At 35.7% G+C, this 14,899-nt stretch carries 7 protein-coding genes; all 7 read left to right on the top strand.

Translation table 11 applies throughout. From position 1 onward, the window contains the following. The 7 genes from HJ01_RS06280 to sprA all read left to right on the top strand — a co-directional run bounded on the left by HJ01_RS06280 (window position 1) and on the right by sprA (window position 14,826). Complete coding sequence (locus HJ01_RS06280; protein WP_007137490.1) at window positions 1-936, top strand: carbohydrate kinase family protein; 936 nt, start codon at window positions 1-3, stop codon at window positions 934-936. Window positions 937-966: 30 nt separating this feature from the next. After that, the gene (locus HJ01_RS06285; protein WP_040473736.1) at window positions 967-2,181 is read left to right on the top strand and encodes an MFS transporter; all 1,215 of its coding nucleotides are present in this window, start codon (window positions 967-969) and stop codon (window positions 2,179-2,181) included. Then, window positions 2,178-4,043, top strand: a complete 1,866-nt coding sequence (locus HJ01_RS06290) for a trehalase family glycosidase (protein ID WP_007137492.1) — start codon at window positions 2,178-2,180, stop codon at window positions 4,041-4,043. The genes HJ01_RS06285 and HJ01_RS06290 overlap by 4 nt, the downstream gene beginning before the upstream one ends. Window positions 4,044-4,117: 74 nt before the next feature. After that, window positions 4,118-4,552: a CBS domain-containing protein gene (locus HJ01_RS06295; protein WP_040473737.1), complete on the top strand. Its 435-nt coding sequence runs from the start codon at window positions 4,118-4,120 to the stop codon at window positions 4,550-4,552. Between the two features lie 147 nt (window positions 4,553-4,699). Then, a complete protein-coding gene (locus HJ01_RS06300) occupies window positions 4,700-6,979 on the top strand; it encodes an NADP-dependent malic enzyme (RefSeq protein ID WP_007137494.1) in 2,280 nt (759 codons plus the stop codon). Window positions 6,980-7,059: 80 nt separating this feature from the next. Continuing rightward, complete coding sequence (gene ruvA / locus HJ01_RS06305) at window positions 7,060-7,641, top strand: Holliday junction branch migration protein RuvA (protein WP_007137495.1); 582 nt, start codon at window positions 7,060-7,062, stop codon at window positions 7,639-7,641. 24 nt (window positions 7,642-7,665) lie between these two features. Beyond that, window positions 7,666-14,826: a cell surface protein SprA gene (gene sprA / locus HJ01_RS06310; RefSeq protein ID WP_007137496.1), complete on the top strand. Its 7,161-nt coding sequence runs from the start codon at window positions 7,666-7,668 to the stop codon at window positions 14,824-14,826. The last annotated feature ends 73 nt before the right edge of the window (window positions 14,827-14,899 follow it).

Consider the following 14,899-nt stretch of genomic DNA (forward strand, 5'->3'; position numbering starts at 1 on the left):
GTGGAAAAAACAATAGATATTATTTGTGCAGGAGAAGTGCTAATTGATTTTATAGGGCACGAAGTTAACACTTCGATAACCAGAACTAAAGATTACCATCGTTTCCTGGGTGGCTCGCCTACAAATGTAGCCGTAAATGCAGCAAGATTAGGATTAAAATCGGTATTGGTGGCTACTTGTGGTCAGGATGGTTTGGGCGACTACATTGTCCGAAAATTGAATGCGAACGATGTGATAACTTCGTATGTACGTAAATCAGACATTGAACCCACTTCTATAATATTAGTATCAAAATCAACAAGTACACCTGATTTTATAGCCTATAGAGAAGCAGATTGTCAAATTGACCAAAGTCAAATTTCAGTGGAGTTGTTGGAAAAATCTAAAATCTTTCACACCACTTGTTTTGCCTTGAGCAAAAACCCTGCGAGAACGACGATCTTGGAGAGTGCAAAAAAAGCGAAAGCATTAGGATTACAAACTAGTATTGATATCAATTTTTCAGAAAGAATTTGGCCAGATCGAGAAGAGGCAAAAAGGGTGTTAAAAGAATATTTATCGACAGATCCATTTGTTAAACTTAGTGAAGATGATTGTTATAGACTTTTTGCGGAAGCTAAAACGGAAGATTTTATTTTCGAATATTTTCATGGCTTGGGAGCATCAACAATATGCTTGACCAAAGGGAAGGACGGTGTGGTTTTGTCAAGTTTAGAGCATGGAATGTTTCATCAAAAGGCAATGCTTATTGATGATATAAAAGACACAACTGGTGCTGGAGATGCATTTTGGACGGGTTTTTTATATGCCCAATTGCTAAATAAAAATTTAGAGGAAACAATTACAATTGCCCAAAAATTAGCGGTATTAAAACTTCGTAATGTTGGCAGATTACCAGAAGATATTAATTTTCAGGAATATTTAAATATTGATTAAAAAAGCATTAAAAAGAAATACCAATAAGAAATGAAGAAAAACACTGTCAAATTAGCAATGTATTTGAATTATTTTGTCTTTGCAATTCTGCTCAATAGCGTTGGAATTGTAATACTAAAAGCACAAAAAAATTACGGGGTAGATGAATTACAAGCCAGCATTTTGGAAGCTTTCAAGGACTTACCAATTGCAATTGTTTCTTTTTTGATAGCGTCTTTTTTGCCAAGAATAGGCTATAAACGAGCCATGCTAATTGGACTAGGTTTAGTGACAGTTGCCTGTATTACCATGTATTTTGGAAATTCATTTGATACGGCAAAATTACTTTTTGCCACTGTTGGAGTATCTTTTGCATTGATAAAGGTGTCAGTTTATTCTCTTATTGGAACCGTAACAGAAAACCAAAAAGAGCACAACAGTTTAATGAGTAGTATTGAAGGGGTGTTCATGATTGGTATCGCTTTGGCCTACTTTTTATTCCCAGCCTTTAATTCAGACACAGATCCTGATGCCTGGTTAAACGTATATTGGTTATTGGCTGGAATTTCATTATTGTCATTTGGATTTTTATTTTTTGCCAAATTTGAAAATCAAACAGAAATTCCGGGTGTAGATTTAGCCGATGATTTTAAGCAAATGTTCAAGCTCTTTGCTAAACTGTTGACTGTTGTATTTGTAATAAGTGCTTTCTTATTTGTTATGATAGAACAAGGAATCATGTCTTGGTTGCCTACTTTTAATGATAAGGTATTGCATTTGCCGGAGAACATCAGTATCATGATGGCAAGTATTTTGGCGATTTCTTTAGCGGTTGGAAGACTTCTTGCTGGTGTGATTACAAAAAAAATAAATTGGATATGGGTGCTGAGTTTTTGTATCGTTATGGCAATGTTACTTGTAATTTTTGTGCTGCCTAAAACGGTTGGCTTAGAGGTAAAGGAAATTAATACACTTGGTGATATTCCTTTAGTTGGATTTGCGTTTCCTTTAGTTGGGTTGTTTATAGCACCTATTTATCCTCTTTTAAATTCAGTGGTGCTAAGTGCTTTGCCAAAAAAGCTACATAGCTCTATGACGGGTTTAATTGTCGTTTTTTCTGCGCTTGGGGGTACAATAGGTTCTAGAGTTATAGGATACTTATTTAAAAATGAAGGTCCTGAAAACGCGTTTTATTATACTCTTATACCCATGTCGTTATTGCTTGTTTCTTTCTTCATATTAAAAAAACTAACTTCAAAATCATGAAAATTCAAATAAACATAGACAAAGTATTTCGCGAACTATTACTTCAAGAAGATACGGATCAAGATAAAAAAATTACAAAGGATGATCATGGACCTAAGAGGTTTGTTTTGGTTGATGAAAAAACAAAAGTCGAAATTGTAATCGAAGGCACCTATCATTTGGCCAATTTACTTCAGGAGTTGGCCTTGCTAAAAGAGAATAAAAAGGAGTTGGGCGAGGTTGATCTGGCTCGTATTAATGAGGAGCCGGTTGAACGTATATCAAGAAAAATTAGAGAAGATTATTGGAATGAGCTTACCAGAACTATTGACAAAAAAGGCTTGACGCAAATTCTCGAAGATGAAAAGACTTCAAACGAGATTCCTACGCTTTATGTTTCTGCAAAAGATATACAGGGGGTTAAGTATTTTCAGGATTTAGAAAAAGAACTGCAAAATTTTACGGTTGGAGTTTTGCCAGAAGATTATTCGGATGAATATATAGAAACTTTGAATACCAAACCGGGGATTTTAGCCTTGGCACTCGAACAAAAAACATACAGTTTACAAGGTGTTCCTTTTGTAGTTCCTGGTGGAAGATTTAATGAAATGTACGGTTGGGACAGTTATTTTATAGGTGTTGGATTGATCATCGATAAACAGGTGGATAAAGCGAAGGCCATAGCCGAAAACTTTAAATATCAAATTATACATTACGGAAAAATATTAAATGCAAATCGAAGTTATTATTTGACCAGAACACAGCCTCCGTTGTATTCGTCCTTGTTAATTGAAATTGTAAAGCAAGAGGTTCCAGATTTGGAATGGTTGAAAAGCCACTTGGAAACAGTAATATTGGAGTATAATACCGTTTGGATGGTCCAAGGAAAACGACTGACATCTACAGGTTTAAATCGTTATAAATCAGATGGAGTCGGGATGCCTTTTGAGGTAGAGCCAGGGCATTTTGATGATGTTTTAGCATCATATGCAGAAAAACACAATTTAGCTATTAGGGAATTTGAAAAGCAATATTTGAATAGGACTTTAGTTGATGCAGAACTAGATGAGTATTTTGTTCATGACAGAAGCTTACGCGAAAGTGGCCATGACACTACAAACAGATTGATAAATACTTGCGCAAATCTCAATTCTGTTGATGTAAATAGTTTCCTTTATAAATATGAAAAAGATATCGCTTATCTTATCAAAGAGTATTTTAAAGATACTTTTCAAACTGCTGACTCGCTTTATACTTCTGAAGATTGGAATAAAAAAGCAAGTTTCAGAAAAGAGAAGATGAATGAATTGTGTTGGAACGAGGAGTCAAGTATGTATTTTGACTATGACTATGTAAACGAGAAGCAATTTCCATTTGAAGCTGCAACCACATTTTTCCCTTTATGGGCCGGTATGTGCAGTGAACATCAGGCGAAGAAATTAGTGGATATTGCACTTCCTAAATTCATTAAAACAGGTGGGATTACAGGAAGTACAAAAGCGAGCAACGCTAATTTTTCTGAAGACGCACCACAAAGACAATGGGATTATCCCTTTGGTTGGGCTCCGCATCAAATACTGCTTTGGGAAGGATTGATAAAATATGGCTTTACCGAAAAAGCACAAGAAATGGTTTATAGATGGTTGTGGTTGATAACTAAGAATGCTGTGGATTACAATGGAACTATCCCGGAAAAATTTGATTTGGAAACTAGCTCCCACAAAGTTTTTGCTGAGTACGGGAATGTAGGTACTGAGTTTGATTATATTTCTAAAGAAGGGTTTGGGTGGGTAAATGCTTCCTATCAATATGGTTTGCAGATTTTGAATGCTTGTTTAAAGCAGGAGCTCAATAAGTTGACTTTGCCGGAAGATCTTTTTTAGCCGTTATTTTTTTGTGAAATTGGCTGTTTCTATGATATTTTTTTTAACTTTATACTCAACCTAATTTATTTAAGATGACTGTTAATCAAATATTAAGCACAAAAGGAAACGAAGTGTATTCAATAGTTTCAACGATCACAGTATATGACGCCATAAAAGTGATGGGTGAAAAAAATATTGGAGCAGTCTTGGTAATTGAGGATTCATTATTGAAAGGAGTTTTGTCTGAACGAGATTATGCCCGAAAAATTGTTTTAAAGGATAAATCGTCAAAGGAAACTTTAGTAAGTGAAATTATGGAGGGGAGTGTCATAACCGTGAAGCCAACTGATAACCTAGAGTACTGCATGGAGTTAATGACTACCAAGAGAGTTAGGCATTTGCCGGTGATCGAAAACAATACTGTTGTCGGGATTATCTCCATAGGGGATGTCGTTATTTCAATCATTGAGGTGCAAAAAGACACTATAAAACATTTGGATTCTTACATTAGTGGAACCAAAGCCTAATTAAAAATAGAGACATTTGTATAAATAGCTGCCAATTAGTGCAGCTGTTTTTTTTCTATACAAGAGGTTTTTTATAAAAGAATAGTATAAAAGCCTACTTTTTAAACCAAGTCTTATATCTTTGTAAGCTAGACAAAATCCAAATAAATGAACAAGAATAGCAAGAGAAGAGAAGCGTTATTATATCATGCAAAACCAACTCCAGGAAAGATACAAGTTGTTCCTACTAAGAAATATGCAACACAAAGAGACTTGTCCTTGGCATACACCCCGGGTGTAGCCGAGCCTTGTTTGGAAATCGCAAAGGATGTTAATAATGTTTATAAATATACTGCTAAAGGAAATTTAGTAGCTGTGATTACCAACGGAACAGCTGTGTTAGGGTTAGGGGATATAGGTCCTGAAGCATCAAAACCTGTTATGGAAGGGAAAGCACTATTGTTTAAAATATTCGCAGACATAGATGTTTTTGATATCGAAATAGATCTTAAGGATATTGACAAATTTATTGATACGGTGAAAGCAATTGCCCCGACATTTGGAGGGATAAATTTAGAGGATATCAAAGCTCCGGAATCATTTGAGATCGAGAGAAGGTTGGTTGAGGAATTAGACATACCTGTTATGCATGATGATCAACATGGAACCGCGATTATTTCATCTGCAGCTTTGTTAAACGCACTTGAGTTAGCTGATAAAGAAGTCAAAAATGCTAAAGTAATTGTTTCTGGTGCCGGTTCTGCAGCTTTGGCTTGTGCTAATTTGTATGTTTTGTTAGGTGTTAACCCTACGAACATAACAATGTTTGATAAGGACGGTGTGCTTTCAGAAGACAGAACAGATTTATCTGTATTGCAACAAAAATACTCGATTGGAAAAAAGAAGACCACATTAGCTGAAGCTATAAAAGACGCTGATGTTTTTTTAGGACTTTCTGCCGGAAATGTTCTTTCTGCTGAAATGCTACTTTCAATGGCTGATAATCCTATTGTTTTTGCAATGGCCAATCCAGTTCCAGAAATTGATTATCATTTAGCAATAGCGACTAGAAGTGATATTATTATGGCTACTGGAAGGTCTGATTATCCTAATCAAGTTAACAATGTTCTTGGATTTCCGTATATATTTCGTGGTGCATTAGATGTTCGTGCAACTAAAATTAACGAGGCTATGAAAATGGCTGCTGTTAGGGCTCTTGCAGCTTTAGCTAAAGAATACGTGCCTGAACAAGTAAATATAGCTTATGGTGCTACCAAACTTATCTTTGGTCGCGACTACATTATTCCTTCTCCATTTGACCCTAGGTTGATCACTGTTGTTGCGCCTGCAGTGGCAAAGGCAGCAATGGATTCTGGAGTGGCATTAAATCCCATTACGGATTGGAATAAATACGAAGAAGAACTTCTGGACCGATTAGGGAACGACAATAAAATGGTTCGTTTGATTACCAATAGAGCTAAGATGGATCCAAAAAGAATCATTTTTGCAGAAGCGGATCATTTAGATGTTCTTAAGGCAGCCCAAATTGTTCTTGAAGAAGGAACTTGTTTGCCTATTTTACTGGGGAACATGGAAATTATTTTGGAACTGAAAAAAGAGTTGGGTTTTGAAACGGAGGTTCCCATAATTGATACTAAAATTGATGAGGAGAACGCAAGAAGAAATAGATTTGCAAATACTTACTGGGAGTCTAGAAAGAGACGTGGAATATCTTTATTAGATGCTCAAAAATTAATGCGAGAAAGAAATTATTTCGCAGCAATGATGGTAAATGAAGGAGAAGCAGATGGATTAGTTACTGGATACACTAGAAGTTATTCGTCTGTCGTGAAACCTATGTTGCAGCTTATTGATAAAGCACCAGGTGCATCTATCGTAGCTACTACAAATATGATGATGACTGCTAGAGGACCAATGTTTTTGTCTGATACGGCCATAAATATAAATCCAACTGCTATTGAATTAGCTAAGATTGCCATTATGACTGCTAAAACGGCTAGGATGTTTGGAGTGGAGCCTGTAATAGCCATGGTGTCTTTTTCTAATTTCGGATCTTCAACAGATGAAAATGCCACTAAAGTACGAGAGGCTGTTGCTTATTTGCATGAACATCATCCAGATATGATTATCGACGGGGAAGTTCAGGCTGATTTTGCTTTGAACCAAGAGATGTTAAAGGAAAAATTTCCGTTTTCTAAATTAGCAGGTAAAAAGGTAAATACTTTGATTTTTCCTAATCTGGATTCGGCTAATATCACTTATAAACTATTGAAGGAATTAAATAAGGTAGACTCAATTGGACCAATTATGTTGGGAATGGGGAAACCTGTCCATATATTCCAGTTAGGTGCAAGTGTGGAAGAAATGGTTAATATGGCAACTATTGCTGTTATTGATGCCCAAGAAAAACAAAAGAAAAAAAGATAAATTGAATTAAAAAAAGTTCTTTGCTTTGGCAAAGAACTTTTTTTAATTCAAATAAAAAACGAAATATATACAGTATATTTATGATAGCACATTTACAAGGAAAATTGGTTGAAAAAACACCAACGCAAGTCATTATAGATTGTGGAGGTGTGGGGTATCACGTAAATATCTCTTTACATACCTATTCATTGCTTCCTAATGCTGATTTTATTAAACTATTTACCCACCTTCAAATAAAAGAAGATTCACACACGCTGTTTGGGTTTATGGAGAAATCAGAAAGGGAGATTTTCAAAATGTTGTTGTCAGTTTCAGGTATCGGCGCAAGCATAGCAAGAACAATGCTTTCTTCTTTAGATCCTAAACAAATAACCAATGCGATTGCATCTGGTGACGTGGTTACTATACAGTCCATAAAAGGTATTGGGAGTAAGACTGCGCAAAGAGTAATACTTGATTTGAAAGATAAGGTTTTGAAATTATATGATTTAGATGAAGTTTCTATGTCACAAAGCAATACAAATAGAGATGAAGCGTTATCTGCTTTGGAGGTTTTAGGTTTTGTTAGGAAAACTTCAGAAAAACTTATTGAAAAAATCGTAAAAGAAGATCCAGATGCTTCTGTCGAAGTAATTATTAAAAAGGCTTTAAAAAACTTATAAAAGAAACTTAAAAGCACGAATTGTATGCGCAAAATTTGTATTTTTTTGCTGGTTTTATTTTGTGGTTTTGTATCGCATGCACAGGTAAATGAAGAGGCCCAAGATACAGTAAAAACAGGCTTTTCTATAGGAAAAGTCAAGATAAAAGACCCTCAAAGTGTCCTCTCGGCCTATACTTATGATCCTGTTTCGGATCGATATATTTATACCAATTCAGTTGATGGATTTTCCATTAATTACCCTATTATATTAACTCCAAAAGAGTATGAAAGTTTAGTTTTGAAAGAATCCATGAGAGATTATTTCAAGAAGAAAAGTGATGCTATTGATGGAAAAAAAGAGGGTAGTGAGGAAGCGAAAAAAGATTTACTTCCCAAATACTATGTAAATTCAAACCTTTTTGAATCCATTTTTGGGAGCAATACTATAGATGTTAAGCCTACAGGTTCTGTAGAAATGGATTTAGGCCTTCGATACACAAAACAAGACAATCCCTCTTTTTCTCCAAGAAACAGGTCTAACTTATCTTTTGATTTTAACCAAAGGATCAGTATGAGCTTAATGGGTAAGGTGGGTACAAGACTGAATGTAAACGCTAACTACGATACCCAGTCGACTTTTGCTTTTCAAAACTTAATGAAATTAGAATATACCCCTTCAGAAGATGATATTATTCAGAAAATTGAAGTGGGAAATGTTAGTATGCCTCTGAATAGCTCACTGATTAGAGGGGCGCAAAGTTTATTTGGAGTAAAAACCCAATTGCAATTTGGTAAAACTACTGTTACAGGTGTTTTTTCAGAGCAAAAATCCCAGACTAAAAGTGTAGTAGCACAAGGGGGTGGCAAGATCGAGGACTTTGAAATGTTTGCGTTAGATTATGATAATGACAGGCACTTTTTCCTGTCCCAATATTTCAGAAATAAATACGACGCTTCACTTAAAAATTACCCTTTTATCGATAGTAGAGTGCAAATCTCAAGGCTTGAAATATGGGTTACCAATAAGCAGACTCGTGTTAGCACGAATTCTAACAACTTAAGAAATATCATTGCACTTCAGGATTTGGGGGAAGGGCAGTTGACTGATTCAAATGGCAATCCAATAAACGATAATGAAATCGTTGTTTTAGATCCTTCAACTGGGATCTTCAATAGCGCGGTTAATTCTCCTTCTGACAATTCAAATAACGATTTTGATCCGGCACAAATTGCTGCTGGGACTGGTTTATTGAACAATAATATTCGTGAAATAGTGACCTCAAGTTCTGGTTTTAATGTTTCTGTTAGCGAAGGTCAGGATTATTCAAAATTAGAAAACGCAAGGAAATTGAACGCTAATGAATATACCTATAATGCTCAATTGGGGTATATTTCATTGCAACAAAGATTAGCTAACGATGAGATTCTCGCGGTAGCTTATCAATATACAATTGGGGATAAAGTGTATCAGGTTGGAGAATTTGGAAGTGACGGTGTAGATGCTACAGTGGTTACGGGTACAAATGCTTCTCAAGCTATCATAACCCAAAGTTTGATTTTGAAAATGTTGAAGAGCAATTTAACAAATGTCAAAAATCCGGTTTGGAATTTGATGATGAAGAATATTTACCAAATCCAAGGTGCTTACCAGGTTAAGCAGGAAGATTTCAGGTTTAATATTCTTTATACTGATCCTTCGCCACTAAACTATATTACAGCAGTTGAAGGTAGTCCGTTTCCAGCAAGTCCATCTGCAGATAATAAAGTTGCAGAAACACCATTACTTAAGGTGTTTAATTTAGATAAACTAAATTACAATAATGATCCGCAAACTGGAGGGGATGGTTTTTTTGATTTTATGCAAGGCATAACTATTGATTCTCAAAATGGGCGTGTAATGTTCACAACTAAAGAACCGTTTGGGGAATTGTTGTTCTCTAAACTTTCAAATGCGGGAACGGCTGAAAATTATAATGATCCAGCAACTTATAATGCAAACCAAAAGAAATATGTTTTTAGAAACATGTACCGTAATACGCAATCAGGAGCATTGCAGGATAGTGATAAAAATAAATTCCTTTTAAGAGGTAGGTATAAATCATCGGGAGATGACGGAATTCCTATTGGGGCATTCAACGTTCCTCAAGGTTCAGTTGTTGTTACGGCGGGAGGAAGGGTTTTGGTTGAAGGGATTGATTATAGTGTGAACTATCAATTGGGAAGAGTCCAAATTTTAGACCCGTCGCTACAGGCCTCTAACACACCAATTAATGTTTCATTGGAAAATAATTCTATTTTTGGTCAGCAAACCAGACGTTTTATGGGAGTAAACGTGGAACATAAAATTTCAGATAACTTTTTGGTTGGAGGAACATTCTTAAAAATGACCGAAAGACCATTCACCCAGAAATCAAGTTTTGGTCAAGAATCTGTTAACAACACTATTTTTGGATTCAATACTAATTTCTCTACTGAAGTTCCTTTTTTGACTCGATTAGTAAATAAATTACCAAACTTAGATACTGATGTACCTTCAAATCTTTCCGTACGAGGAGAAATTGCATTTTTAAAGCCTGATTCTCCAAAAGCGGATCAGTTTGAAGGAGAATCAACTATATATGTAGATGACTTTGAGGGGTCACAATCCACTATTGATATGCGTTCAGCTTATGCTTGGAGCCTTTCTTCAACACCAGATAGGAATGTTAGAAGCACATATGATTTCAATGCCAATGCGAATGATTTGAGCTATGGTTTTAAAAGAGCAAAACTGGCTTGGTATTCCATCGATCCTGTTTTTTATACCCAAAAACCAGCTGGAATTACTAATAACGATTTGTCATTTAATAGTACCAGGCGAATTTATAGTGAAGAATTGTATCCATTAACTGATATTGCTCAAGGACAATCACAGGTAATAAATACTTTGGACTTAAGTTACTATCCTTCAGATAGAGGGCCTTATAACAACAATGCCAATTTTAAAGCAAACCCTGCAGAAAATTTTGGTGGGATTATGCGATCATTAAACTCCACAAATTTCGAACAAGGGAATGTAGAGTATATCCAGTTTTGGGTTCTAGATCCATACGAGGGGATAGGAAAGATCCCTCAAAACAATACAGGTAAAATCTATTTTAATCTAGGGGAAATATCTGAAGATGTTTTGAAAGACGGAAGGAAACAATATGAAAACGGACTTGGACCTGACCAAATACTTGTAAATCCCAGACCATTGTGGGGGGATGTTCCTGCTTCACAGTCTTTAATCTATGCATTTGATGCTAATGCAGACAATCGAGCCAATCAAGATATTGGTTTAGATGGTCTGGCTAATGCCAATGAAGGTGCTGTTTATAATAATTTTGCCTCTGACCCAGATCCGGCGGGAGATGACTATACTTATTATTTGAATACTTCTGGGAGCATTTTAGACCGATATAAAAATTACAATGGAGTGGATGGAAACTCGGTGGTCGATATTAACAATCCCAATAGAGGTTCCTCTACAGTGCCAGATGTAGAAGATATCAATAGGGATAATACGATGAATACCATTAATGCCTATTATGAATATAGTATCGATGTTCAACCAAACATGACAGTGGGTCAAAATTATATTACGGACATAAGAAATACACAAGTAACACTAGCTAACGGAGAAGTAACTGATTCGAGATGGATCCAGTTTAAGATCCCAGTTACCCAACCAGAAAATACGATTGGAAACATCTCTGATTTTAGATCAATCCGTTTTATGAGAATGTTTATGACAGGCTTTAACCAAGAGGTAACGGTTCGTTTTGGCTCTTTGGATTTAGTGAGAGGAGAATGGAGAAGATTTACTAATACCCTCGATTTTAATGATACAAATGTAACGGATGATAATACTGATTTAGATGTGTTGGCAGTAAATGTTCAGGAGAATGGCGATAGATGCCCTATAAATTATGTTATACCTCCAGGGGTACAAAGGGAACAATTGTATAATAACAATACCCTTATTAATCAAAATGAACAAGCCCTATCGCTGAGAGTTTCAGGGGATGGACTAGAGCCAGAAGATTCTAGAGCAGTTTTTAAAAATGTGAGTATTGACATGCGTCAATTCAATAAATTAAAAATGTTTTTGCACGCGGAATCTTTGCCTAATGAAATTGTTCTTAGGGATGATCAGATGATTGGTTTTATTCGTTTTGGAAACGATTTTACTCAAAATTTTTACCAAATTGAAATTCCTTTAAAAGTAACAACGCCATCGTCTACATCTGGAACAGACTGTTCTGCTTTGAGCGCTGAACTAGTTTGGCCCGAAGCCAATGAAATAGATCTGTCTTTGGCATTATTGACCCAATTGAAAATTCAATCCATGAGCGTTGATTTAAGCACTTTGCCGTTGGATGGGATTTATTACCAAAACGAAGATGAGCTTAACCCTGCATTATCCGGTAAATCGAATAAATTAAGATTAGGAATCAAAGGGAATCCTAATTTCGGCTTGGTTCGCACATTGATGGTGGGTGTTAAAAGTAATGAAACGCATCAGGACATCAAAGGGGAAGTTTGGTTCAATGAACTTCGCTTGGCCGATATGGATAACCAAGGTGGTATGGCAGCCGTCTTAAACGTAGATTCAAATCTTGCTGACTTTGCCACTATTTCAGCGACAGGAAAGAAAAGCACGATTGGTTTTGGTGCTTTGGAACAAGGACCAAATGAAAGAAGTCGTGAAGACATTCAACAGTATAGTATTGTAACCAATATGAATCTTGGGAAAATGTTGCCTGTCAAATGGGGTATTAACTTACCTTTTAATTATGCAGTTGGCGAAGAAACGATAACTCCAGAATACGATCCTTTTAATCAGGATATCAAACTAAAACAGTTGTTGGATAATACTAGTGACTCAGAGCTGAAAGATAATATCACGAGCAGAGCTATAGATTATACAAAACGTACTAGTATCAATTTTATAGGTGTCAGAAAACAGAGAAGTCCCGAGCAAAAACAACACGTTTATGATCCGGAAAACTTTACTTTTTCTCAATCCTACAATAAAGTCGAGCGACATGATTTTGAAATTGAAGATTATTTAGACCAGCAGGTAAATTCATCTGTAGATTATGCATTTAGTTTTCAACCGAAACCAGTAGAGCCTTTCAAGAAAATGGAATTCATGAAAAAAAGCGACTACTGGAAATTACTGAGTGACTTTAATTTTAACTATCTGCCTTCTAATATATCGTTCAACACGAATATTATTAGACAGTATAACCGTCAACAATTTAGGCAAGTAGAAGTTCAGGGAATTGGACTTGATCCTTTATACAGAAGAAACTTTTCATTTAATTACCAGTATGGTTTTAATTATAACTTAACTAAAGCATTAAAACTGAGTTACACGGCTTCGTCAAGCAATATAGTTAAAAACTACTTGAATGAAGATAACGAGCCAATTGACAGTTTTTCAATATGGGATAGCTATTGGGATATTGGAGATCCTAACCAACACATGCAGCAGTTAATTGTGAATTATGAAATTCCAATTAACAAAATTCCAGTATTCAGTTTTATAAAAGCAAATTATTCCTATACGGGAGACTATAGTTGGCAACGTACTTCAAATGCCTTGTCGCAAATAGAGATTGAAGGAACCGCTTATAATTTAGGAAACACCGTTCAGAATGCCCGTTCTAATAGTTTGAACTCAAGCTTCAACATGGATATGTTGTACAAATATTTGGGTATTTCACCAAAAGGAAAAAGGGCGACGGTTAAACCAAGGGCGGCGGCTCCTAAACCTGGCGAAAAAGTGGTTAATACATCCGCCAAGTCACAAGGTAAAGACAATGAGTTTGTTGATGGATTACTTGGTGTCATAACGAGTATAAAGAACATTCAAATTAATTATACAGAGAATAGCGGGACCGTTTTGCCAGGATATACACCGGGTGTGGGATTCCTTGGATCTTCAAGACCTTCATTAGGTTTTATTTTTGGAAGTCAAGATGATGTAAGATATGAAGCGGCCAAAAATGGATGGCTTACCAATTATCAGGACTTTAATCAGAATTTCTCCCAAGTGACCAATAAGATGCTTAAAGCTACTGCAGCTATAGATTTATTTCCTGATCTGAAAATTGATTTAACGGCAGACAGATCTTATTCTAAAAATTATTCGGAGCAATATGACGTTTTTGACGGTCAATACAATTCGCGCTCGCCGTATACATATGGTCTTTTTTCAATTTCGACGGTTTTGATTAAGACTGCGTTTTCAACCAGTGATGAAAGTTCCTCGGCAGCATTTGATGACTTCAGGTCAAATAGGCTTAAAGTGGCTACAAGATTAGCGTCAGAACGAGGGATTGATGTTAATAACCCTATAAATATTGATGATGAAGGCTATCCTTTAGGGTATAGTAAAAACAATCAGGCTGTATTGTTGCCGGCATTTCTGGCAGCTTATTCAGGTAGTGATGCCTCTGGCGTTTCATTAGGGATTTTTAGAAATTTTCCAATTCCTAATTGGGCAGTCAAGTATAACGGATTAATGCGGTATGATTTATTTAAAAGAAATTTCAAAAGGTTCTCTTTGCAGCATAACTATAGGGCTTCTTATACAATTAATCAATATCGATCTAATTTTGATTATGATAAAACTCCTGATGGAGTTGACGCTAGTGGAGACTATTTTAATAAGACTATTATGTCTAATGTTAATTTAGTGGAGCAATTCAGTCCGCTAATAAGAATGGATTTTGAATTGAAAAGTTCCTTAAAAGTGCTTACCGAGATCAAAAAAGACAGGGCATTATCCATGAGTTTTGATAATAATCTACTGACGGAAGTAAAAGGAATTGAATATGTTGTTGGGCTTGGGTATCGCTTTAAGGACGTGGTCTTCTCCTCACGATTAGCTGATAATCCTACGGGCATAATTAAGGGGGATATAAATATGAAAGCCGATTTTTCTTATCGAAATAATCAAACCGTCGTTCGATATTTAGATTACGATAACAATCAATTAGCGGGTGGGCAAAATATCTGGTCTTTGAAATTGACGGCTGATTATTCTTTCAGTAAAAACCTTACAGCAATATTCTATTATGACCATTCATTTTCCAAAGCAGTGATATCAACTTCATTCCCTTTAACTAACGTTCGATCCGGATTTACGCTTCGTTATAATTTTGGGAATTAAAATTTAGAATCTAAACTATATTTGAATAGAAGATTGTTACATTTGCGGAACAATAATTCAATTATCAATTATC

Origin of the sequence: Flavobacterium frigoris PS1, from assembly GCF_000252125.1 — a bacterium.
Classification (GTDB): Bacteria; Bacteroidota; Bacteroidia; order Flavobacteriales; family Flavobacteriaceae; genus Flavobacterium; species Flavobacterium frigoris_A.